The organism is Poseidonocella sp. HB161398 (assembly GCF_005870025.1).
Lineage (GTDB): Bacteria > Pseudomonadota > Alphaproteobacteria > Rhodobacterales > Rhodobacteraceae > Mangrovicoccus.
Genome location: NZ_VATA01000048.1, coordinates 23624 through 47063, shown reverse-complemented (window position 1 = coordinate 47063; position 23440 = coordinate 23624). Strand labels below are relative to the sequence as shown.

The window sequence follows — 23440 nt, the reverse complement described above, 5'->3', positions numbered from 1 at the left end:
GATCCGCGCCAGCAGCGGCCGGCCCAGCTGGTCGCCGCCGAGCCACATCGTCCAGTCCTGCTCGAAGAGGAAGGGCACGGCATTGCGGCCGCGCAGGTTCTGCTTGGACGAGACCGCCTCGAGCAGCATCGGGCCGAAGACGGCGCAGGCGATGACGGCGACGAGGAAGATGGCGGCGCAGGTCGCCATCTTGTCGGCCCACAGGAGCTTGAGGAAGGTGCGGACCGGACCGGGCTCGCCGGGGTCCTTGCGGGCCGCAGGAGCGGCCTTCGATGTGTCTGGGGTCGTCATGGCCTCGGTCCCGCGGAAGAGGGGCGGCGCAGCGCCGCCCCCGCCGGGTCAGTTGAACTCGATCTGCGACAGCTGCAGCTCGGAATTCGTGGCGATGGTCGGGGTGAAGTCGAGCCGCTCGCTCACCCGGGAGAAGCCCACCATGTGGAACAGGAACACGTCCGCCGAGATGTCATGCGCCCGCGCGAAGACCTTGCGCCATTCCGCGGCGCGGCCGTCGCCCGGCGTGCCGGTGGCCTTGGCGATATCGGCATCGAGCTCCTCGTCGCAGATGCCCGACTGCAGCCCGTCGCAGGCATACTTGAAGTACATCGAGAAGACCGGATCGCCGCGGTTGTTGTCATGCATCGCCTGCACCAGCGCCGGGGTGTCGCCGGCCGCGAAGGGCTTCGAGTAGTATTTCACCCATTCCGCCACTTCGACCATCTGCAGCTTCACGTTGAAGCCGGCATCGGCGAACATCGACTGCAGCGCCTCCATCACCTCGGTGACATTGGGGAAGTTGCCCAGCCGGCCCAGCAGCAGGATCTCGGTATCGACCGGCACGCCGTCGGCGCGGGCCTCTTCCAGCAGGGCCCTGGCGCCCTCGGGATCATAGGCCGGAACCGCCAGATCCTCGTCCGCGCCCAGCGTCGAGGGCACGGTCATGTGGGTGGCGATCTCGGCGCCCTCGGGGATCAGCGTGCCGAGGAAGGCCTCGCGGTCGACCGCCATGTTCAGCGCCTGGCGCACCCGCAGATCGTCGAGCGGCGGGGTCAGCGCGTCGATGCGCAGATAGGTGGTCTCGGAGTTGGGATAGGCGAAGTCGGTGGCCTCGTTGGTCGCGTCGGTCTGCGAGATCAGCGGCGCGATATCCGCCTCGCCGGTCTGCACCATCGCCGCGCGCACCGCGTCATCGGTGCGGAAGACATAGCTCGCCTTGGTCACCGTGGGCGCGTCGCCCCAGTAGCCGTCGCGCCGCGTCAGGGTAATGTTCTGGCCGACATTGTACTCGGTCAGCTCGTAGGGGCCGGTGCCAACCGGATCGCGGGTGAATTCCATCGGGGTTTCCGAGGGCACGATGGTCAGGGTCGACATCAGCAAGGGCAGGATCGGCTGCGCCGGGTCCGAGGCGATGTCGATCGTATGCGCATCGACCACGGTGGGGGTGATCGCCATGCCGCCGAAATACTTGGCGCCGATCTCGCAGGTGAGCTGGTCGGAAAGCGTGCGCTCCACCGAATGCTTCACGTCCTCGGCATCGAAGGCCGAGCCGTCGGAGAAGGTCACGCCCTCGCGCAGGTGGAAGCGCCAGGTGGCGTCGTCGGTCTCTTCCCAGGAGGTGGCCAGCCGCGGCATCAGGCTGCCATTCGACGGGTCGAGCTCGGTCATCGTCTCCGAGATGTTCTGCAGGAGCACCCGGCCGATATTCGACTGCGAGGACATGCAGGGTTCCAGCGTCTCGAGCTCTTCATTGAGCACGATGGTGACATCCGTATCGGCTGCCAGCGCCGGCAGCGCCAGGCAGGACAGGGCAGCCCCGCAAAGCAGGGCAAGGCGGTTATCCATTTGTTTCTCCTCCCAAGTTGCCGGCCGTTCCGGTTCGCGCCGGCCGGTCTGCGCTTGTCCGGATCCGCCCGTCGCGCCTTTGGCGTCTTACGGGCGGCTCCGGTGTCCCTCGTCCGGCGGCCCGTCCAGGCCGCTTTGTCCTGCACTTATCCGCGGCCCTCCGCGCGGCGCGGCCGCCGCGCCGCCAGCGACAGCACCATCACCGCGGCGAAGACCATCGCCCCGCCAAGGAAGGTCGCCGGGGGCGGCAGCTCGGCGAAGACCAGCCAGGCGGCCAGCGCCACGAAGGGCAGCCGTAGGAAGTCCACCGGCGCCACCAGCGAGGCATCGGCCAGCTGCAGCGCCCGGGTGACGCCGAGCTGGCAGGCGGTGCCGATCACCCCCTGCGCGGCCAGGAGCCCCCATTGCAGCGGGCTCGGCCAGACCCAGACCAGCGCCGCGGGCAGCAGCGCCAGCGGCACCGAGGCGATCAGGTTCCAGGCCACCAGCGTCAGCGCGCCGTCCGCACGCCCCATGACCTTGAGCATCAGCTGGATCGCCGCGGTGGTGACCGCCGATCCCAGCGCCAGCATCAGCGCCGGCCCCTGCGCCTCGCCCAGGGCCGGGCCGAGGATCACCACGATCCCGGCAAAGCCCAGCATCAGACCCGCGCTGCGGAACCCGTCCGGCACCTCGCTGAGCACCAGCCAGGCGCCGAGCGCCACGAAAAGCGGCGAGGCGAAGCCGATGGCCGTCACCGTCGCCAGGGGCGCCCGCTGCAGCGCCGCGAAGAGCAGCACCAGCGATACGAGCTTCAGCGCGGCGCGCAGCACATGGCTCCAGCGCGCGCTCGTCCGCAGGATCTCCGGCCGCCGCGCGATCAGCGGCGCCAGCGCGACGACGCCGAAGAGCGCCCGGGTGAAGCCGATCTGCATCGCCGGGATCTCGCCGGCCAGAAGACGCACGATCACCGAATCCGCCGCCCCGCCGATCGTCACCGCGACCATGATCAGGAGCCCGGCCCGTGCCTGCTGCTGCGTCATTCATGTTCCCCCCTCGAGTCCGCCGCCCCTCCGGCGCCGGTCTCTCCTGTCATGCCGGTTCCGCGGCCCGGGCTGCAACAAGTTTCCCGGCATAGCTCAGCGCCGCCAGCATGTTGACGTGGTTGGCGCGGCCGGTTCCGGCAATGTCGAACGCCGTGCCGTGATCGACCGAGCAGCGGTCGATCGGCAGGCCGAGCGAGACATTCACCGCCGTGTCGAAGGCGATCAGCTTGATCGGGATGTGCCCCTGGTCGTGATACTGCGCGATCACCAGGTCGAAGGCGCCCTGATGCGCGCGGTAGTAGACGGTATCGGCCGGGACCGGCCCGGCGACGTCGATCCCCTCGGCCCGGGCGGCGGCGACCGCGGGCGCGATCCGCTCGTCATCCTCGGTGCCGAAAAGCCCGTTCTCGCCGCAATGCGGGTTGATCCCGGCCACGGCGATCCGCGGGGTCGCGACGCCCATGCGGCGGAAATGGCGGTGTCCCATGCGGATCGTCTCCAGCACCCGCTCGGTCGTCGCCCGCTCGATCGCCTCGCGCAGCGCGACATGGGTCGAGACATGCAGCACGTTCAGCGTCGGCGAGGCCAGCAGCATCCAGGAGGTCTTCTGCCCGGTCAGATGCGCCAGCATGCCGGTATGGCCGTCGTAATGGTGCCCCGCCGCGTTCAGCGCCGCCTTGTTGATCGGCGCGGTGACGATCATCGCCGCATCGCCCGCGGCCGTCATCTCCACCGCCCGCTCGATATAGCGGAAGGAGGCCTCGCCGCAGGCCGGGCTGAGCACGCCGAACTCGCCCGGCAGCCCCTCGACCGGCACATGGATCACGCGGATCGCGCCCGCCCCGCCCGGGCTGTCATGGTCCCGCAGCGCCAGCGCCACGCCCGCGGCCTCCGCCGCGCGGGCCAGCGTCGCGCGGTCGCCGATCACGGCGATGCCCGCGCGTTCGGCCTCGGGCAGCGCGGCCAGCGCCTTGACGGTCACTTCGGCACCGACGCCCGACGGGTCGCCCATGGTGATCACGATCGGGGATCGGCTCATCGGTTCAGGCCTCCGCCATCAGGTCGTACTTGCGCAGCACCGCCTCGATGGCACGGTCCTGCGCGGGATCGGGCAGCAGCGCCGGCTGGCGCGAGGCGCCGACCGAAGGGTCCATCACCCAGAGCGCGCGCTTGACCAGCGCCGGCGGATAGCCGAGCCCGTAGAGGTCGCGCCGGAACGCGCCGTAGATCTCCTGCGCCGCCGCCGCGCCTGCCTGGTCGCCCGCGTTGAAGCAGCCGACGATCTGCGCCAGCACCTGCGGCATCACGTTTCCCAGCCCGGAAATGCAGCCCGCCGCGCCGTTTTCCAGCGCCCAGTGGACCAGATGGTCCGGCCCCGACCAGACGCCGAAATCCCCGGCCTCGCGCGCGACCTGCAGATAGGCCTCCAACGTCTCCTGCGCCCCGCCCGAGTCCTTGATCCCCTTGATGTTTCCGTGCCCGGCCAGACGGCGCGCGGTCTCCGGCTCGACATGGTTCTGGGTCCGCGCCGGGATGTCGTAGAGATAGACCGGCCGGTCGACCGCATCCGCCACGGAAGCGAAATGCCGGTAGAGCCCGTCCTGGGTGCAGTCGATGAAGAAGGGGGTGATGACCGCGATCCCGTCGACGCCGGTCGCGGCGAGGTCGCGTGCCAGCATCACCGTTTCGAAGGTGCCGGGCATGCCGGCATTGACGAAGACCTGCGCCCGGCCATCCGCCTCCTCGACCACCTCTGCGGTCAGGCGGACCTTCTCCTCGTAGGTCAGCGCGGTGAAATCGCCATTGGTCCCGGCGCACATGATGTTGTTGCCCGCCTCGACCTGGCGCCGCACCTGGGCGCGGGTCGCGGCGTAGTTCACGCGCTCGTCCTCGTGGAAGCATGTCACCACCGCGACGAAGGCCTGTTTCCCGGTCATGCGCTCCTCCTGCACCGTTCGGACTGAGCATCCCGAATAGTTGCAAACCTGTCAACCGCCTTTCTCCGGGAGGCAGAAGGACGTCGGGTGAGTATTTTTATCGTTATCTTTCAGCTATTTCCAATGACATTTCCCCGGATTCCATCTAGAAATCCGCCGCCAGGCCGATGATTCAGGAATGATGAATTGACAAATTTCTGCCGCCGCGCCTACCCTCTGGCGAGGACGAGACAGCCCGGGAGGACCGCCATGCTCACCCTGACCGACCCCATCGAGATGCAGCGCCCGCCGGTCCTGCGCTTCGGCGACGGCACACTGGCGGGACTGGCGGACTGGGCGGAGGCCCAGGGCTGCCGCCGCCCCTTCGTGGTCGCCGACCCGGTCAATGCCGCGCGGCTGGAGCGGCTGGGCCTCGGCGCCCCGGCCTGCTTCGGCACGGTCGAGCCGGAGCCCTCGGTGCCCAATCTCGCCGCCGCCGTCGCTGCGGCGACCGAGGCGGATGCGGATCTGGTGATCGGCTTCGGCGGCGGCTCGGCGATGGACCTGGCCAAGCTGGTCGCGGTGATGGCCGGGCGCAATGTCAGCCTGGCCGAGATCTCGGGCCCGAACCGCGCGCCGCCGCGCCGGGCGGCGCTGGCCCAGGTGCCGACCACCGCCGGGACCGGCTCCGAGGTCGGCACCCGCGCGCTCGTCACCGATCCCGAAAGCCTCGCCAAGATCGCCACGGAAAGCCGCCACATGCTGGCCGATATCGCCATTGTCGATCCGCTGCTGACCCATAGCGTGCCGGCCCATGTCACCGCCGCGACCGGGGTCGACGCGATGGCCCATTGCGTCGAGGCGCTGACCTCGAAGCGCGCCCATCCGGTGATCGACGCCTATGCGCTGCAGGGGGTCGCGCTGGTGGGAAAGTATCTTGCCCGGGCCGTTGCCGACGGCGCCGATGCCGAGGCGCGCGCCGGGATGGCGCTGGCCGCGCTCTATGGCGGGGTCTGCCTCGGGCCGGTCAACACCACGGCGGGCCATGCCGTCTCCTATCCGCTGGGGACGCGCTACAAGATGCCCCACGGGCTGGCCAATGCGCTGATCTTCCCGCATGCGCTGGCCGCGAACAGCCCGGCGACGCCGGAGAAGACCGCCGCCGTCGGCGCCGCGCTCGGCTTTGCCGCGGACAGTCCAGAGGCGGTGCGAGCGGGCGCGCTGGACTTCTGCCGCGGGCTCGGCATCGACATGTCGCTCGCGGCCCATGGCGTCGCCGAGGCCGACCTGCAGCCAATGGCCGAAGAGGCGCATGCGATCCGGCGGCTGCTCGACTGGAACCCGGTCGATCTGAGCGCCGCCGACATCCGCGGCCTCTACGCCGCCGCCTACTGACCGCGATGCCCGCGCTCTTCCTCGTCGCCGACGACCTGACCGGGGCGCTCGACAGCGGCGCCGCCTTTGCCGCGCGCGGGATGCGCACCGCCGTCGCCCGCGGCGCTGCCGCCCTGCCCGCCGCGCTGGCCACGGGCGCCGACGTGATCGCGGTCTCCACCGGCACGCGCGAACGGCCCGCCACCGAGGCGCGCGAGGTCCATGCAGGGCTGCGTGCCGCGATGCCTCTGGGGGGCGCAATCCTCTTCAAGAAGATCGACAGCCGGCTGAAGGGCAATATCGCCGCCGAGCTCGACGGGCTCCTCGGCGCCGATCCGCGGCCGGTCTTCGCCTGCCCGGCCCTGCCGCGGCTCGGCCGGAGGGTGGAGGGCGGCGCGCTCGCGGGCACGGCGGTGGCCGAGCCGATCCCCATCGCGCCCCGGATCGGGCGCCCCGCCGCCATTCCCGACATCGCCAGCGAGGCGGATCTGAACGCCGCCCTGCCCGCCGATCCGCGGGCGTCGGTCCTGGTCGGCGCGGCCGGGCTCGCCGAGGCGCTGGCCCGGCGGCTGTGCCCCGGCACCCCGCCGCGCCCGGCCGCCCCGCTCCGCCTGCCGCTCCTTCTGGCGATCGGCTCGCGCGATCCGGTCACCCTGGCGCAGCTCGCCGCGATCCGCGCCCATCCAGTCCACGCCGCCCCCAACGGCGCCCTGCCGCAGGTTCCCGACGCCCCGCTGCGCATCCTGCAGATGACCGCCGGGCCTGCAGCGGAACCCCCGGCGGTGGTCTCGGACCGTTTCGCGGCGGGCCTTGCCCAGCTGGTCCGGGCGCAGCCCCCCGCCGCGGTGCTGGCCTGCGGCGGCGAGACCGCGGATGCCCTGCTTGGCGCGCTCGGCGCAGAGCTCCTGCTGCTCGAGGGCGAACTGGCCCCCGGCATCCCCGTCGCGCAGCTTTCCGGCCCCGGAGAGATGCTGCGCATCGCAACGAAATCCGGCGGGTTCGGCGGCCCCGATGCGCTGCAAACGGTGATCGACGCCGCCCTGGCAGCCAGCAGCCGCCCGGCGCGCGCGCCCGGCGCAAAGCCGCCAACGGCCCCGGTCCATCGCTGACCCTGCCGGCATCGGCCTGCATCCGCGGCGCCGAAGACCGCCAGCGGACAGCCCTGCCCGAAGCAGCGGCGCGTGAGCCGGAGCCTTGTCGCATGCGGGCCGGGATGGTCGAAGACGCAGCCCGCCACACATCCCGAGCGGGGTGGAGCCCAGCTGCCGCTTCGCGCCCTCGGGACCCCGCCATGGCCACTATCCGCCAAGCGCGGGACTGGGACACGGAACAGGGCGCGCCCCTCGGGCGGCGCCAGTCGGCAGGCGCTCGGGCTGGAACGGTTTCCCTGCTGGCCTGAGGGCAGGGCCAGGCGGCCCGGCACGTCTGCCACGACGCTGCAGACGCTCCGGATGCCGCTTTGCAGGGCACGACCGGCGGTGCTCCGCCGCGCCCGGGCCTAGGAGAAACCGCTCGGACACCCGGCATTTACCAAAGATTAACCGTGAATCAACGAATGGTGACTGCGGGCCGGCGGACGGGCCGGAGCGGCAATGAGGCAGGTGATGACCAGTCAGGCAGAGCGGAACCCAGCAGAGACCCGGCCCCGCGATTGCCTGGAAAGGGCGGCCGCCAATGCGCCGCGGCCCGCGCTGCAGGGCGGCTGCGGGTCCGGGCCCCAGCGTCCGCCGGCACGGCCGGGCGGCGCCGGCCGGCTCCTTGAGCCGGAGCTCTGCAGCTTCGCCGAGCAGCTGGCCGCGGCGACCGGGGCCGCCTGCTGCTGGCTCGGCGCCGATGACGGCCGGCTGCTGCCCTCGGGCGAGTGCACGCCCGAAGCCTCCGCCCTCGCCGCGCGCTTTGCGCAGATGGCCGGCGGCGCGGGTCCGGCCCTGCCCTCCGGCGAAATGGCCGCCTTCCGCAGATCCGCAGCCGTCAATGGCAGGCTGGCAGAGTTCCGCATCTTCGGCGCCGGCGGATGGACCGCGGTCCTGGCCCTCGACGGGCCGGCCGCCCTGCCCGAGCGGGACATCCAGATCCGCCAGGCCGCCGCCCTCGTCTTCGGCCGCCTGGCCGACCGGACGCAGAGCCGCGGGCTGCAAGCCGAGTTGGAGGCCGCCGAGACCACCGTCGCCCGGCTGCGCCGGCAGGTGCGCACCGATGCCCTGACCGGGGTGGCGAATACCCGCGCCTTCCAGCAGGGCGCGCGGGCAAGGCTCGACAACCGCGCCACGGCGCAGTGCCTGATCCTGGTCGATATCGACCATTTCAAGCGGGTCAATGACGTGTTCGGCCATGCCTTCGGCGACAGGTACCTGACCTCCGTCGCGCGCGCCCTGCTGGCCGCCTGTCCCGAGGACGCGCTGATCGGCCGGATCGGCGGCGACGAATTCGCGATCCTGGCCGCCCTGCCCGATCCCGGCCGGGCCTACATGTCGGATCTGCTCTCGCGCTGCCGCAGCAGCGTGCTGCGGGCCGGCGCGCTGCTGGGCCGGCCGGAGCTGGGGCGCATCAGCATGGGGGTCAGCCTCTTTCCCGGCCAGGCCGACAGCTATCCCGCGCTCTTCGAGAAGGCCGATGCCGCGCTCTATGCCGCCAAGGCCGCGGGCCGCGCCGCCACCCAGCTCTACCAGCCGGAGCGGCACGCCTTCTTCAACAGCCGCGAGCTGGCGCGGCAGTTCCGCAGCGCCTGCCAGGAGAGCCGGATCACGCCGCATTTCCAGCCGGTGGTCGACCTGCAGAGCGGCGCCTGCACCGGCTTCGAGCTTCTGGTGCGCTGGCACGGGCCGGACGGCTCGGTCAAGCTGCCCTCTGAATTCAGCGCGATCTTCCGCGACCCGCAGACCGCGGAGCTCCTGACCGGCAGCATCATCCGCGAGGGGCTCGGCCATTTCGGCCGCTGGCTCGCCAGGACCGGGGACGCGGCGCGGACGGCGCGGCTGGCGGTCAACCTGACCGCCTTCGACCTGCTCAATCCCGAATTCGTCTTCGACCTGCAGTCCGAGCTCGGCCTGCGCGGGCTCGACTGGTCGCGGATCACCATCGAGATCACCGAGAATGTCATTCTCGGCGACTGCAACGGCCAGATCCACCGCCATCTCCAAGAGCTCCGGGCGCGCGGCGCGCGGCTGGCGATGGACGATTTCGGCACCGGCCATGGCGGCCTGCAGCACCTGCGCGACTGGCCGATCGACATCCTGAAGATCGACCGGCAATTCGTGCAGCGGATCGACGGCAGCCTGCGCGACCGCGCAGTGACCGAGGCGATCCTGGCGATCGCCGGCCGCTGCGGCTTCGAGGTCGTGGCCGAGGGCATCGAGACGCCCGCCCAGCTTGCCGTTCTGCAGGAGATGGGCTGCGGCCGCGGGCAGGGATTCCTTCTCGGACGGCCGATGCCGCCCGAAGCGCTGCCCGGCGCGGCGGCGCAGACCGACCTTGCCGCTCTCATGCAGGCGGATCCCGCCCTTCGGGCCGGCTCAGGGCGAGCTTGATCGCATTGGCCAGCTCGCGGCTTCCCGCGGGCTTGCGCAGCACCAGGCCCGGCACCTCGGGCGGCGCGCTGGCCAGCTGCGCGGCATAGCCCGTCATGTAGATCACCGGCAGGCCCGGGCGGATCGCGCGCGCCGCCGTGGCGAGCTGCCTGCCGTCGAGCGCACCGGGCAGGTGGATGTCGCAAAGCATCGCGTCGACCGGGCCGGCCCCGCGCAGCCGCGCCAGCGCATCCTCCGCCCCCGCCGCCTGCTCGACCCCCGCGCCGAGCAGCGCCAGCAGCTCCGCCACGACGCTGCGCAGAGCGGCGTCATCCTCGATCACCAGGAGCTGCAGCCCGTGAAGCTCGGGCGGCGCGGCGGAACCGGCCTCTTCTGGCGCGTCCGGACCGTCGGGCCCGGCGGCGGGCAGGTCGAGCATGACGGACGTGCCCTCGCCCGGCACCGTGTCGATCGTGACACTGCCGCCCGCGCGGCGGACGAAATTCTCCACCATGGCCAGGCCCAGCCCGCTGCCGCCGCGCTCCAGCCGCGTCGTGAAGAACGGGTCGAGCGCCCGCGCGGCCACCGCGGCCGGCATGCCCGGCCCGTCATCGCGCACCGTGATGCGGATCGCCGCGCCGCCCTGGACCGACAGGGCGACCGTGCCGCCCGGCGCGCCGCTGTCGAGGATGGCGTTGCGGGCATTGAGCACCAGATTGAGCAGCGCTGCCTGCAGATCCCCGGCAGAGGCGCGCAGGAAAAGCGGCGCGGCGCCGTCGCAGCGGATCGCGAGGCCGATCCCCGCCGGGAGCGCGGCGCGCAGCACCGGCTCCAGGCTCGCCAGCTCGCGGCGCAGATCCAGGCGCGCGGCAGCGGCGGGACGGGTCCGCGTGAGCTCGACCAGCCGCTCGGTCAGGTCGGCCCCGCGGACGCAGGCGGCCTGGATGGCGCCGAGATGGCGGCGCAGCACCTCCTCGCGCCCGGAAAGCAGCGCCGTGTCCGCCCCGAGACGGATGACGCCGAAGATATTGGCCATCTCGTGGGAGATGCCCCCGGCCATCTGGCCGACCGCGTCGAGCCGTTCGGTGCGGGCCAGATTCTCCCGCAGGAGCCAGCCCTGGGTCTCGTCGAGCACCGAGAGCACGAGGAAGCCGCCCGCCGCCTGCCGCCGCAGCACGAAGCGCAGCGCATGCTCGGCGCCCTCCGGGTCGAGCCAGCCGGCATGCAGCTCCGCCGGGCCGTCCCGGGCCAGGAGCCGCCGCGCCGGGCTTTCCTCTGCGGCGAGGATGCGGCGGCTGCCGAGCGCATGGAAGCGGGCGCCGAAGAGCCATTCCCCGGGCGGTCCCGCCCCGCCGCACAGCCGTTCCGCGCCGAGATTGGCCAGCCGCAGCCGCCGGTCCGCGCCGAAGACGAAGACCGCCGCGTCGATCCCGTCCAGCGCGATGCGCAGCCGCCATTCCTCTTCCTGGCGCCGCGCGTCCTCGCGGTTGCGGTAGGCGGCCAGGCGCAGGACCGTCACGACCGCGGAAAGCGCCAGCAGCGCGGCGAGCGCGGCGCTCCAGATGCTGGGATCGAGCCAGCCGCGGCGGCCGATCTCGAGCGCGAGCTCCGCGACCAGCAGCGGCCCGAGCAGCAGCAGCGGCAGCAGGCGCCGGGCGGAGCGGCTGCCCGGCCCCTCGCCGAAGGCGGTGCGCGCCAAGCGGAAATCCGGCCGGGCGAGCATCGCCGAGATGCAAAGCAGCAGCAGCGCGGCGGCGCTGTGCGGCGCCATCCCGGCAAAGGCCAGGGCCGCCTCGTAGGCCGGGCGGTCGAGCAGCCAGGTGCCGATCGCCGTCAGGGTCAGCAGGACGCCCGCCGCGCCGAGGGCGGAGGTCACGGCATCCGCCAGCGCCCCGCGCCCGCCGGAGGCCAGCGTCCCGGCCGCGGCCAGCACCAGCCCCGCCGAGGTGGCCAGCGCCATGCGGTCGCCGCTACCCGGCGGCGCGGCGAGATAGGCCGCGACGGTCAGGCCGCATTTCGCCGCCGCGAAGGCCGCCACGGCCAGGGCCAGGAGACGGGCCAGCAGACGGGCCAGGACCAGGGGAGGGCCGGGCCGCTGGCGCAGCTGCAGGAGCTGCGCCGCCGCCAGCGCCGCGAGGCTCGCCGCGGTGGCCGGGACCATCGCCGCCGCGCCGGGACGGAACCGCACCAGCCAGTCGAGCCCGCCGCCCCAGCCCGCCAGCAGGACCGACATACCGGTCGCCAGCACGATGCCGGCGAGAATCCCGGCCCAGGTCCGGAGCCGCTGGCGGGTGGCGGGCATCAGGCCGGGCCCCGCGCCAGGACCGGCGGCCTGCGGGCGCCCGGCCCGGCGGGCGGCATCTAGCCCGCCTCCCCGGCCGCTTCGCCCGCGGGACGGGCGTAGCGGTGCACCAGGGCGTCGAGCTGCTCGAGCGTCGCGGTCTTGCGCACCCGGGCGCAGGCATTGCGCAGCCCCTGCTGCAGGATCGGCGATTCGATCAGCTCCGGCCGGCCGGTGATGATGACGACGGGCAGCTCCGGATCGGCCTTCTCCACCTCATGGGTCAGCGTGATCGCCCCGCCGCCGGGCATGACGACATCGAGGAAGACGATGTCGAATCCCGATTGCGCGATCTGGCCGAGAAGCTGCTCGGCCGACGTCACGGCAACGGCCTCGTGCCCCATCGCCTGCATCCCCTCGCAGAACACGTCCAGATAGGGAACGTCGTCATCCGCAATCAGTATCCGCGCCACCCGTCGATCCTCCGCGTTGAAGCCTTTCGAATATGTGATACGTGTTTGGGGTAGCAGGACGCGGCAGGGAGCGGAAGATGGCAGCCGACACTCTTCACGCCGGATCGGAGGGCATGGTGCCGCTGGTGGTGATCGGCGCCTCGGCCGGCGGTCTCGAGCCGCTCGAATCCTTCTTCGAGGCGCTGCCGCGCGAGACCGGCTGGTGCTTCGTGGTGGTCCAGCACCTGTCGCCCGACTACAAGTCGATGATGCACGAGCTGCTGTCGCGGCGCTCGCCGCTGAAGATCCGCCATATCGACGACGGCGTGGCGCTGGCGGCGGACACGATCTTCCTCAACCGGCCCAGCACGCTGGCGACGCTCGAGGGCGAGGCCTTCCGGACCCAGGCCTATGGCAGCCCGGACGGCACCCCGAACCTGCCGATCGACGCGCTGCTGGGCTCGCTTGCCGGGCGCGATCCGGCGCGGACCGCCGCGGTGATCCTGTCGGGCTCGGGCAGCGACGGCACGCGCGGCGCCGAGTCCATGCATGCGGCCGGCGGGCTGATCCTGGTGCAGTCCCTGGCCGAGGCCTCGTTTCCCTCGATGCCGCGCTCGGCGCTGACCCACGAGGTGGCCGACCGGGTGCTGGCGGTGCGCGACATCCCCCGCGCGCTCGACGAGTACTTCCGCAGCGGCTCCCGCACCGGCTCGGGCGCGGTCCGGCAGCCCGGCGAAGGGCCGAAGAGCATCCTCAAGCTGCTCGAGGAAGCCCACGGCATCGATTTCACCGACTACAAGCCGCAGAATGTCCAGCGCCGCATCGAACGGCGCCAGCAGCTCCAGGGCTTCGCCTCGGCCGAGGAGTACCGCCTGGCGCTGGAGCACAACCCGGCCGCGCTCGAAGAGCTCTACCACGACCTGCTGATCGGCGTGACCCAGTTCTACCGCGACGAGGAGACGATGCGCGCGCTGCGGGTCAAGGTGCTCGACATCCTGGCCGCCCATCCCGAGGAGAAGGCGCCGCTGCGCATCTGGGTGCCGGCCTGCTCGAGCGGCGAGGAGGCCTACACGATCGCCATCGAGCTGAGCGAGGCGCTGGCCATCGCCGGGCGGCAGCGCAGCTTCCGCATCCTCGCGACGGATGTGCACCGCCGCTCCATCGACCTGGCCTCGGCGGGCATCTACAGCGCCGAGACCCTGGAGCATGTCCCGCACGAGCTGCGCGCGCGCTATTTCGAGCGGGTGCAGGACCGCTACGTGGTCACCCCGGCGCTGCGGCAGAAGATCATCTTCTCGGTCCATGACGTGCTCAGCGATCCGCCCTTCATGCATCTCGACCTGATCTCCTGCCGCAATCTGCTGATATACCTGACGGAAACGGCACAGGCGCGGATGATGTCGATGTTCCTCTTCGGATTGCGCAACGACGGCTACCTGCTGCTCGGCAGCTCCGAGAGCCTCGGCCGCTTCTCGGGCGAATTCCGCAATGTCGACAGCCGCTGGCGGCTCTACCAGAAGGCCACGACCAAGCGCAGCCTCGACCGGGCGGTGCTCTCGCCGCGGCTGGGACAGAGCATGCGCTCCGACGTGGCGCTGCGCAGCCAGGCCGGAACCCAGCGCTTCCAGCTGCCGCGCGAGATGACCGAGTTCCGCAACCGCGAGTCGCTGATCCGCGGCTATGACGCGCTGCTGAAACGCTATGCCCCAGCCTCGATCCTCGTGACCGAGAATGGCGGCGTGCTGGCCTGGTTCGGCGCTGCGGCGGCCTTCATCGACACGATGAACAACCTGGCGGAATGGACCGTCGAGGGGATCGTCCATCCCGACCTGCATTTCGTCATCAATGTCGCCAGCGAGAAGCTCCGGCAGGAGCAGCTCGAGACCTACGAGCGCAAGGTGGAGGTCACTTTCTCCGACGACCGCAAGATCCAGTGCGACGTGCGCATCGAGCCCCTGCAGGAGGTACAGGGAAGCCGCCTCATGCTGGTGGCGCTGTCGACCGACGAGCGCCTGGCACGCGACGCCCCCCTGCCGGGTCCGGAGGCCGGGGACATGCCCGCCCCGCCCGCCGCGGAGACCGCGGGCAGCGAGGATACCCGTCTGCTGGCCCGCCGCATCGTCGATCTGGAGCGCGACCTGCGCCTGACCGAGGAGACGCTGCAGCATGTCACCGAGCGGCTCGAGGCGAGCGGCGAGGAGCTGCAGGCCTCAAACGAGGAGCTGCAGGCGTCGAACGAGGAGCTCCAGGCCTCGAACGAGGAACTGCAGAGCTCGAACGAGGAGCTCCATGCCGTCAACGAAGAGCTGGTCTCCGTCAGCGCCGAGCACGAGCGCCAGATCGAGACCCTCTCGGAGCTCAACGGCCATATCGAGCTGGTGCTCGACGCGCTGCATGTCGGGGTGATCTTCGTCGACCGCAATGCGCGGCTGCGCCGCTTCAGCGAGATCGTCGCGCGCCGCTTCGAGCTGGAATCCCACGACATCCTGCGCTCGCTTGGCGTGATCGGGCCGCGGCTCGGCTTCGTCGACCTGCCGGCGGCGACGGCGGAGGTCATCGCCTCGGGCCGCCCGCAGGAGCATGCCGGCACGCATGGGGACGGGCGGCTGTCGGTGCGGATCTGCCCGATTCCGGCGTCGGAGGAGGCCACGGACCCCGATGCCAGCGGCGCCGCGCTGATCTTCCGCTGGTCGGACGCCTGACCGCCCCGCCGCCCCCCGGGCCCCGCCTGCATCAGCGAGGGCAGGAAGGAGTTGTCACATTACCTCGTGCGCGTTGACACGAGCGTCTCGCAGCTCGGTTCAGGCGATGCCGGCTGGCCATTTGCAGGCATCGAAGGCTTCCATCCGGTGGTAGCGGATGGCCCGCGCAGTCCGGCGGCGTGCCGGAACGGAGAAACTGCTGCGGATGGCGGAGTGGACGGAGACGAAACGTTGCAGGGCGCCGGGAGATCGGGACCCATGCATCGCGCCCTCCCGCTTCCGGAATGGCAGATGGCTGTTCTCGGCCTGGTAGTCGACCCCCTTGTGCGGCCAGTGGTCGAGGCCGGGTGCAACCTCGCGCTTGGCCGCGTCATAGGAGCGGAGCTTGTCGGTGGCGATCCGCCATGGGATGATACTGTTGAAAAACGCCAGGTGCGGTCGAGAGGGGGCCCGAAGCTGGAACCTTGTTCCCAAGCTTGGCTGGAGAAGTCGGATATCGAAGCACTTGCGCCCGATCGCGGAACGTCTTCCCTCGAGTTGAAGGTCCGCGGGCAGAGTTGCGCGTTTTTCAACAGCATGGGACGGCTCCGGTCCGTTTCAACAGCGCGACCGGACGCCGTTTTGCCGCCGCCTTGTCCCGTCTCGCCTGGAGAACCTTGTCGAGCACGACGCCATGCCGATCGACAGCGCGCCAAAGCCAGAAGGATTTGCCCGCGATTTTCACCGGGACGTCGTCCAGACGCCAGACGTCCCCGGGGCGACACTGCCTGCGCCGGAGGTTTTGCGCGATCTGCGGGCCGAATTTGACGGTCCAGCGCCGGATGGTTTCATAGGACAGGTCGGTCCCACGCTCCAATAGCATCTCCTCCACCTCGCGCAGGCTGAGGTTGAACCGGACGTAGAGCCACACGGCGTGGACGGTGATCTCGGGCGGGAAGCGGTGGCGCTTGTGGCTGATGCCGGGCGATGCCTGCATCAGAGACGGCATGTTCAAATCGTCCGACCGGCTATCAGCGCTGGTTAACGTGACATCTCCGGAAGAGGCGCAGAACCGCGCGGCCCCGGCGCGGTCCGAGCGGCATGGCATCGCGGCGCAGGAGCGCCAGAACCGAGACCGCCCGCATGCAGAGCCCGACCGGCAGCCCCGGGACCGGCCCGGCGATGAGGCCTTGCCGAAGTCCTGCCCGGTGATGATGCCGCATACCGCGGGCATGATCGGGGGCGGGATCGGGATGCCGGCCATCCCGCCCGCCGCGATCGCGCCCGAGGAGACGGTGCCGGAATAACCCGCGCGCCCCATCCCGGGCAGCACCACCTTGGCCAGGGTCGCGGCGGTGGCGATCGCAGAGCCCGGGACCGCCGCGCAGGAGGCAATGGTGGCCAGCGCCAGCCCGCCGCGGCGGTGCCCGAGCCAGGCGCCCGCAGCGCGGAACATCTCGCGGCTCATGCCCGATCGGGCGGCGACGGCACGCATCGGGATCATGCCCGGATGGCAGGTCCTCGCCGGCGAGAGCGGCGGGAGCGACACCAGCTTCGGCGCCTGCGGCAGGCCGACGACACCCTGCAGGCGCCGCAGCCGCCCTTGCGGCATCCGATGCGCAGCCGCCGCGGACCGGGCCGGGCGAACTGCGCCCCGACGGCCGTCAGAGCGTCTCATGCGCGCCGATATCGACCGGCACGTCCCTGCATCCCGGACCAGGATCCGCGTCTTCTCTCCGGCCTAGAGCCGTGGCGCCCAGGTGATGGCGGGAATAAACGACGGGTCGGCAAAGAACGATATCAACGGAATATGGATCCTAAGAACGACTTTCTCGCGGGCTTCTGTCTGCCCGGCTGGCCTGCACCCCTTGGCCCGCGCGGCGGGACGGCCGCTGGAGGAAGGAACGGATGATCCGATCGCAGCTTGGGCGCAGCCCGCCCCGGATCTCGCCCGGCAGAGCCTTGCCCAGGCGCCTGGAGCCTGCGCGAGGCGGCGCCTCCGGGCGGGACAATGATCGTGCTCCACCATGGCAGCGCCCCCAAATGGGCCCGCCGTCAGCTCATGGATTCCGATGACCGGATCGGCGATTTCGCCATCCGCAGATCTTGGCCGTCGGCAGCGAGGGCCCGGCGGCGGTGCAGTGCGAGCAGATGCAGCTGATCCGCCTCCAGCTCCTGCATTCGGCCGATCCGGGGCGGCTCGCGGCAAGCTGGGGCCTGCACGTCTCCGGCGGCGGCGCGGGGCCGGAGCAGCTCGCGCCGATGCAGGCCCGGATCCGGAACGACGGCACGCTGGGCTTCCTGTCGGTCCAGACCGCCGCCTGCCTTTGGCCCGGGACCGGCGCGCTCTAGCGGTCGATCGACCAGGCGCCGCACCCCGCAGCCCGGAAGGCCAGGCCGCGCCGCAGCCCGGTCCGGCTTGCGCACACTCTTCAGCATCGCCGGGGCCGTCGCCGCGCCCCTTGCGGACAGCCGCTCCGGCTGCCCGCCGGCGTGCCGGGCGGACCGCGGGCCGCCATGCGCGAGGAACCGTCCTGCAGTCCGGAGGCGCAGCGATGGCCGGCGGCGGGCGATCGCGCAGACCGGACATGGCCCGCGGCCATGGTCCCGTGCCGGAGGCAGGCAGGGCTGGGCCATCCGGCGGCAAACCCGGAAGCGGCGCTCGGGACCGCCGCCAAGCGGATCCCGCGCCGTCGCGCGCCGTTCCCGCGGGGCGGCGAAACGCAAAGGGGCGCCCCGGGGGGCGCCCGTCCGTCTGGCTGCGAGAGCCGGAATTACCAGGAGGTCAGCACCGTGCCGTGGTACTTCTCCTCGATGAAGGCCTTCACCTCGTCGGAATGGTAGGCCTCGATCAGCGGCGCGACCCAGGAGGCCTCCTCGTCGCCCTGGCGGACCACGATGATGTTCACATAGGGGTTGTCCGCCTTCTCCATCGCGATGGAGTCGGTCTTCGGGTTCAGCCCCGAGGCGATGGCGTAGTTGGTGTTGATCATCGCCGCGTCGAGATCCGCCAGCGAGCGCGGCAGCTGCGCCGCGTCGAGCTCCTGGAAGCGCAGGTTCTTCGGGTTCTCGGTGATGTCGAGCACGGTCGGGACCAGCCCGGTGCCCTCGGCCAGCGTGATCAGCCCCAGATCCTGCAGCACCAGCAGCGCGCGGCCGCCATTGGTGGGATCGTTCGGGATGCCGACCGTGTCGCGCTCTTCCAGCTCGTCCGGGCCGGAGATCTTGTCGGAATAGAGCCCCATCGGCGTGGTGATCGTCGTCGCCACCGGCACCAGCGCGAAGCCGCGGTCCTTCATCTGGTTGTCCAGATAGGGCTCGTGCTGGAAGGAGTTGGCTTCGATGTCGCCATCGGCCAGCGCCTGGTTCGGCACCACGTAGTCGGAGAACTCGATCACGTCGATATTCAGCCCCATGGGCGCGGCGACCTTCGCCACCTCTTCCATGATCTCGGCATGCTCGCCCGGGGACACGCCCACGCGGATATCCTCGGCGGCGGCCATCCCGGCGCTCAGGGCAAGGACGGAGGCGAGCGTCATCAGCTTCTTCATAGCGGAACTCCTATAGTTGTTCTTGTCAGGCGCCGCGGTTGCGGGGCGCCCGCTTGTCCACGCGCCGGGCGATCCATTCGCCGGCGGTCTGCACCAGCTGGACGAGGACGATGAGGATGACCACGACCATCGCCATCACGTCGGGCATGAAGCGCTGGTAGCCGTAGCGGATGCCGAGATCGCCCAGCCCCTCGCCGCCGACCGCGCCCACCATGGCCGAATAGCCGATCAGGCTGACCACCGCGAGGGTCAGGCCCAGCGTGATCCCGGGCAGCGCCTCGGGGATCAGCACCTTGCGGATGATCTGCAGCGGCGTCGCCCCCATGGCGCGGGCCGCCTCGATCAGGCCGCTATCGACCTCGCGGATGGCGTTCTCGATCAGCCGCGCGATGAAGGGGATGGCGGCGATGCTCAGCGGCACGATCGCCGCCGTGGTGCCGATCGAGGTGCCCGCGACCATCCGCGTGAAGGGGATGATCGCCACGACGAGGATGATGAACGGCACCGAGCGGGTGGCGTTGACGATGATGCCCAGCACCTTGTTCACCGCCGGGGCGGAGAGCAGCTCGCCCTTCTGCGAGCAGGCCAGGAAGGTGCCGATCGGCAGGCCGAAGACCGCGCCGATCACGGTGGAGACCGCGACCATGTAGAGGGTCTGCCAGGTCGCCTCCATCAGCATGTTGATCAGGTTAGCCGACATAGCCCAGCACCTCCGTGCGCTGCTGATGCGATTCCAGGTAGGCCCGCGCCTCGGCGCCGCGATCGGCCGGGACCGAGATCAGCAGGTTGCCGAAGGGCCGCGCGCCGATCTCCTCGATGGCGCCGGCGAGGATGTTGACCTCGAGCCCCAGCGCCCCGCTCATCTGCGCCAGCAGCGGATCGGTCGCCCGGTCGCCGAGGAAGGTGATGCGGATCACCTCGCGCGCGGGCCCGGCCGGCGGCTCGGCGTTCATCCGGTCGGCGATGAAGCGCGGCAGGGTCACGCCGGTGACGCCCGACAGGAAGGAGCGCGTGGTCGCATGGGCCGGGGTGGTGAAGATGTCGTAGGTCGCGCCCTGCTCGACGATGCGGCCGCCCTCGATCACCGCCACATGGCTGGCGATGTCGCGCACCACCGCCATTTCATGGGTGATCAGCAGGATGGTCAGGCCGAGATCGCGGTTGATGTCGGCCAGGAGCTTCAGCACGGTCTGCGTGGTCTCGGGATCGAGCGCCGAGGTCGCCTCGTCCGAGAGCAGCACCTTCGGCCCGGTGGCCAGCGCCCGGGCGATGCCGACGCGCTGCTTCTGCCCGCCCGAGAGCTCGGCCGGATAGCGCTCTGCCAGCGCCTCCAGCCCGACGCGGGCGACCAGGTCGCTGGCGCGGCGGCGGATCTCGGCGGCCGGCCGGCCGGCGATCTCCAGGGGCAGCGCGACATTCTCGTAGACGGTGCGCGAGGAGAGCAGGTTGAAATGCTGGAAGATCATTCCGACCTCGCGGCGCATCTCGCGCAGCTCCGCGCCGCGCGCGGCGCCGATGTCGCGCGTGCCCACGCGGACCGTGCCCGCGGTCGGGCGCTCCAGCCCGTTGACCATGCGCAAGAGCGTCGACTTGCCCGCGCCCGAGCGGCCGATGATGCCGGTGATGGCGCCCGGCGGCACCTCGAGGTCGACCCCCTCGAGCGCCATGACGCTGCCGCCGCCCTTCTTGGGGTAGCTCTTGCCCACGCCGTCGAAGGTGATGGCGGCGCCTGTCGTGGTTTCGCGTTGCATCTGAGATTCCGGATGCCAGAGGTTTCGATTTGGCCGCCGGTAGAGCGGAAGCGCGCGCCGGAGACAACCCCGCCCGCGCGCCGGAACCCGCAAAACATGCCTCCCGGGCGGCGGAAAGCCCGGCTCAGCCCTGCCGCGGACCCAGAAGCAACGCCGAGCCGATGCCCCCGGCGGCGGCAATCGCGCAGAGCGCGCGGCCCGGCCGCCGCTCCAGCTCGGCCATCGCGCGGCACAGGAGCACCGCGCCCGAAGCGCCGATCGGATGGCCGCGGGCCAGCGCGCCGCCGCCGGGATTGATCCGCTCCGGCGGCAGCCCGGCCAGCCGCTGGCACAGGATCGCCTGCACCGCATAGGCCTCCATCAGCTCGATCACCTCCGGCGCGGGCCCCTCCCCCAAGAGCTGGCGGATCGCCGCGACCGGGGCGATGCCGGGCTGGCGGCTGTCGCCCCCGGTAGCGGCATGGCCAAGCAGGCGCAGCCCCGCGCCCGGCGGCGCCAGATCGTCGGCGACGATCACGCAGAAGGCGGCGGCATCGGCCTCGCAGGCGGTGGCGGCCAGGCTGACGCTGCCGGCAAGCGCCGGGCTGCGCGCCGCCAGCCGCGGGCTCAGCGCCCGGGCGAAGGGATCGTCGGCCACGCCCAGAACCGGCACGATCTCGGCGCGCAGACGGTCGCGCGCGGCCAGCGCGCTTGCATGCGAGGCGACCGCATAGGCGTCCTGCGCCGCGCGGCTGATGCCATGCGCGTCGGCAAGCGCGGCCGCCGCCGCCGTCATGTCCGGATCGGCGGCGGGATCGGGGCTGAAGGGCGGCCGCGCGTAGAATTGCGGTACCCCCTCCGGGGTCTGGCGGGCGCGCAGCGGGCGGCGGGAATAGCTCTCCGCCCCGCCTGCCACCACCACCCGCGCCTGCCCGGCATCGACCAGCGCCGCGCCGAGCGCCACCGCCTCCAGCCCGCCGGCGCATTGCGCGTCGAGGCTGAGCCCCGCGACATGGCCCATCCCTGCCGCCAGCGCCGCCATCCGCGCCGGATTGCCCCCGGCCCCGAGCGCGTTCGACAGGATCAGCTGGCCGGTCTCGCGCGGGGCGATCCCCGCTGCCTCCAGCACCGCGGCGATCACCGGGGCGGCCAGCGCATGCGGCTCCAGCCCGGCAAAGGCGCCGCCGCGGGGCACCACGGCGCTGCGCCGCGCGGCCAGAAGGACGCTCATTCCGCCCGCCCCGCCAGCGCCAGCAGATCGGGCTTGCCCGAGGCCAGAAGCGGCAGCCGCGCGATCCAGGCGAAGCGGCGCGGCACCATGTGCGGCCCCAGCGCCGCGCCGATCCGGTGGCGCAGCTCCGCCTCCAGCCGGGGATCGGGCGCCCCCTCGATCCAGGCGGTCAGCGCATGGCCGCGCAAGGGATCAGGCGCGGCCGTCACCGCCGCGCCGCGGCCGTCGAGATGCGCCGCCAGGAGCCGCTCCACCGCCTCGGGATAGGCGTTGCGGTCGGCGATCGTCACCATCCGCCCGCGCCGCCCGGCAAGCCAGAGAAACCCGCCGGCATCGATCCGCCCCAGCTCGCCCACGGTCAGGAAGCCGCCCTCGCGGCGGGTCTCGGCGCTCTCGCCCTCGGCATAGCGCTCGAAGAGATAGGGGCTTTTCACCCAGACCTCGCCGATGCCCTCGACGGGGCGGCGGATCTCGATCTCGACGCCGGGATAGGCGCGCCCGACCGCGCCCTCGGGCGTGTCCGGCCCGCCGAGCGCGATGAAGCTGGTCTCGGAGGCGCCGTAGAATTCGCGGAACTCGGCCTGCGGGAACAGCGCCGCCGCCTGGCGCCGGGTCGCCGGATCGAGCGCGCCGCCGCCGCAGAGCACCAGCCGCAGCCCCGGCGCGGGCGCCCCCGAGAGCAGCCGCAGCTGGGTCGGCGTCGCGTAGAGCACGCTCGCCCCCGAGACGGCGAGCCGCGCCATCTGCCGGTCCGGGCGCAGCCCGTGGAGCGTCTCGGTGCCGAGCCCCAGATGCAGCGCCTCCATCACCCCGTAGAGCGCCAGCGAATGGCCGAGCGCCCCCAGCGTCGCGATCCGGTCGGGCGGCGCCAGGCCGAAGAGCCGCCGGTTGACCTCGAAGCTCGCCTGCCAGGAGGCGAGGCTGCGCCGGATCGCCTTCGGCGCGCCGCTGCTGCCCGAGGTGACGCAGTCGAGATGGCCGGTTCCGGGCAGCTCCCCGATCCAGGGCGCGCCATGGCCCGCGCGGAAGGCCGCCCCGCGCGCCGCCAGATCCAGAAGCCGCCTGAGCGCGTCGGCCGTCGCGCCACGGGCCTGCTCCAGCGGCATCCCGGCACAGGCATGCAGGCTCATTCCGGCACCTCGCCGGGCCAGCCGCGGAAGCTGGCATAGCCGCCGAGCGGCGCGCGCTCGGTCCGGACGCGGTTGACCGGCGCCTCCGGATCGGGATGGCCGAGGGCGATGCCGCAGACCACCAGCTCTTCCTCCGGCAGGGCGAGCGCGCGATGCGCGGCCCGGCCGTACTGCGCCAGCGCGCCGATGCCGCATGTGCCATAGCCCGCGGCCTCCGCCGCCAGCATCAGCGCCATCAGCGCCATGCCCAGATCCATGTAGCAGCCCGCCCCCATGTCGCGCCGGATCGTCACCACGATGGCCACCGGGGCGCCGAAGAAGCGGTAATTGGCGGCAAACTGCGCCCGCCGCCCCGCGAGGTCGCGCCGGTCGATCCCCAGCGCGGCATAGAGCGCATAGCCCGCCGCGCGCTGCCGCGCCTTCAGCTCGGGCGGCAGCGGCTGGGGGAAATAGCCGTATTCCGGCGGCTCTGCCGGTCCCTCGGCCGCCGCCGCCATCGCGTCGCAGAACCCGGCAAGCGGCGCGCCCGCCAGCACATGGAACCGTCCCGGCTGCAGGTTGGCCCCGCTCGGCGCCTGGCGCGCGGCGGTCAGGATGCGCTCCAGATCGGCCCGGGGCACGGGCCGCTCGAGAAAGGCGCGGCAGGACCGGCGGCGCTCCAGCAGCGCGGCCAGATCGGCGAGGGAGGGAGAGGACTGGCTCATGCCGCCTCTCTAGCCCTCCC

At 71.9% G+C, this 23440-nt stretch carries 19 protein-coding genes and 1 pseudogene; 5 read left to right on the top strand and 15 right to left on the bottom strand.

Annotated features, from left to right (window positions below):
• From FGX59_RS26945 to FGX59_RS26925, 5 genes and pseudogenes are all read right to left on the bottom strand, one after another.
• Window positions 1–291, bottom strand: a pseudogene (locus FGX59_RS26945) (ABC transporter permease); the annotation flags it as partial.
• A gap of 48 nt (window positions 292–339) precedes the next feature.
• A complete protein-coding gene (locus FGX59_RS26940; protein WP_138470222.1) occupies window positions 340–1839 on the bottom strand; it encodes an ABC transporter substrate-binding protein in 1500 nt (499 codons plus the stop codon).
• A gap of 146 nt (window positions 1840–1985) precedes the next feature.
• The gene (locus FGX59_RS26935) at window positions 1986–2861 is read right to left on the bottom strand and encodes a DMT family transporter (protein WP_138470221.1); all 876 of its coding nucleotides are present in this window, start codon (window positions 2859–2861) and stop codon (window positions 1986–1988) included.
• A gap of 49 nt (window positions 2862–2910) precedes the next feature.
• Window positions 2911–3903: a 4-hydroxythreonine-4-phosphate dehydrogenase PdxA gene (pdxA, locus tag FGX59_RS26930; RefSeq protein ID WP_138470220.1), complete on the bottom strand. Its 993-nt coding sequence runs from the start codon at window positions 3901–3903 to the stop codon at window positions 2911–2913.
• 4 nt (window positions 3904–3907) lie between these two features.
• Entirely contained in the window at window positions 3908–4801 is an 894-nt protein-coding gene (locus FGX59_RS26925) for a dihydrodipicolinate synthase family protein (protein ID WP_138470219.1), read from the bottom strand.
• A gap of 249 nt (window positions 4802–5050) precedes the next feature.
• Here FGX59_RS26925 and FGX59_RS26920 point away from each other — a divergent pair, with 249 nt between their 5' ends.
• The 3 genes from FGX59_RS26920 (at window position 5051) to FGX59_RS26910 (ending at window position 9681) form a co-directional block, all read left to right on the top strand.
• A complete protein-coding gene (locus tag FGX59_RS26920; RefSeq protein ID WP_138470218.1) occupies window positions 5051–6175 on the top strand; it encodes an iron-containing alcohol dehydrogenase family protein in 1125 nt (374 codons plus the stop codon).
• Between the two features lie 5 nt (window positions 6176–6180).
• On the top strand, window positions 6181–7263 hold the full coding sequence (locus FGX59_RS26915; RefSeq protein ID WP_138470217.1) for a four-carbon acid sugar kinase family protein: 1083 nt from the start codon (window positions 6181–6183) through the stop codon (window positions 7261–7263).
• 495 nt (window positions 7264–7758) lie between these two features.
• Window positions 7759–9681 (top strand): bifunctional diguanylate cyclase/phosphodiesterase, encoded by a 1923-nt coding sequence (locus FGX59_RS26910; RefSeq protein ID WP_138470216.1) that lies wholly within the window; start codon window positions 7759–7761, stop codon window positions 9679–9681.
• On the opposite strand, the gene FGX59_RS26905 is transcribed toward FGX59_RS26910, so the two are convergent.
• A complete protein-coding gene (locus FGX59_RS26905; protein ID WP_138470215.1) occupies window positions 9635–11962 on the bottom strand; it encodes an ATP-binding protein in 2328 nt (775 codons plus the stop codon). The genes FGX59_RS26910 and FGX59_RS26905 overlap by 47 nt on opposite strands.
• Window positions 11963–12021: 59 nt before the next feature.
• The gene (locus FGX59_RS26900; RefSeq protein ID WP_138470214.1) at window positions 12022–12414 is read right to left on the bottom strand and encodes a response regulator; all 393 of its coding nucleotides are present in this window, start codon (window positions 12412–12414) and stop codon (window positions 12022–12024) included.
• A 77-nt stretch (window positions 12415–12491) separates the two neighbouring features.
• Here FGX59_RS26900 and FGX59_RS26895 point away from each other — a divergent pair, with 77 nt between their 5' ends.
• A complete protein-coding gene (locus FGX59_RS26895; RefSeq protein WP_240722737.1) occupies window positions 12492–15095 on the top strand; it encodes a CheR family methyltransferase in 2604 nt (867 codons plus the stop codon).
• Window positions 15096–15194: 99 nt separating this feature from the next.
• Here the strand turns inward: FGX59_RS26895 and FGX59_RS26890 are convergent, their stop codons facing one another.
• Both FGX59_RS26890 and FGX59_RS26885 read right to left on the bottom strand, forming a co-directional pair.
• Window positions 15195–15569, bottom strand: coding sequence for a hypothetical protein (locus FGX59_RS26890; protein WP_240722736.1), 375 nt, complete (start codon window positions 15567–15569; stop codon window positions 15195–15197).
• Window positions 15570–15663: 94 nt separating this feature from the next.
• Window positions 15664–16578: an IS6 family transposase gene (locus FGX59_RS26885; RefSeq protein WP_171060847.1), complete on the bottom strand. Its 915-nt coding sequence runs from the start codon at window positions 16576–16578 to the stop codon at window positions 15664–15666.
• Window positions 16579–17180: 602 nt separating this feature from the next.
• Here FGX59_RS26885 and FGX59_RS26880 point away from each other — a divergent pair.
• Entirely contained in the window at window positions 17181–17426 is a 246-nt protein-coding gene (locus FGX59_RS26880) for a hypothetical protein (RefSeq protein ID WP_138470212.1), read from the top strand.
• A 422-nt stretch (window positions 17427–17848) separates the two neighbouring features.
• On the opposite strand, the gene FGX59_RS26875 is transcribed toward FGX59_RS26880, so the two are convergent.
• The 6 genes from FGX59_RS26875 to FGX59_RS26850 form a co-directional block, all read right to left on the bottom strand.
• The gene (locus tag FGX59_RS26875; protein ID WP_138470211.1) at window positions 17849–18625 is read right to left on the bottom strand and encodes a MetQ/NlpA family ABC transporter substrate-binding protein; all 777 of its coding nucleotides are present in this window, start codon (window positions 18623–18625) and stop codon (window positions 17849–17851) included.
• Window positions 18626–18650: 25 nt separating this feature from the next.
• Window positions 18651–19325 carry a methionine ABC transporter permease gene (locus FGX59_RS26870; protein WP_138470210.1) on the bottom strand — a complete coding sequence of 225 codons (675 nt, stop codon included), beginning with the start codon at window positions 19323–19325 and terminating at the stop codon, window positions 18651–18653.
• On the bottom strand, window positions 19315–20376 hold the full coding sequence (locus FGX59_RS26865) for a methionine ABC transporter ATP-binding protein (RefSeq protein WP_138470209.1): 1062 nt from the start codon (window positions 20374–20376) through the stop codon (window positions 19315–19317). Before FGX59_RS26865 ends, FGX59_RS26870 begins: the two co-directional genes overlap by 11 nt.
• A gap of 124 nt (window positions 20377–20500) precedes the next feature.
• Window positions 20501–21586: a thiolase family protein gene (locus FGX59_RS26860; protein WP_138470208.1), complete on the bottom strand. Its 1086-nt coding sequence runs from the start codon at window positions 21584–21586 to the stop codon at window positions 20501–20503.
• Entirely contained in the window at window positions 21583–22716 is a 1134-nt protein-coding gene (locus tag FGX59_RS26855) for an AMP-binding protein (RefSeq protein ID WP_138470207.1), read from the bottom strand. Before FGX59_RS26855 ends, FGX59_RS26860 begins: the two co-directional genes overlap by 4 nt.
• Entirely contained in the window at window positions 22713–23420 is a 708-nt protein-coding gene (locus FGX59_RS26850) for a nitroreductase (protein WP_138470206.1), read from the bottom strand. The genes FGX59_RS26855 and FGX59_RS26850 overlap by 4 nt, the downstream gene beginning before the upstream one ends.
• Window positions 23421–23440: the final 20 nt, after the last annotated feature.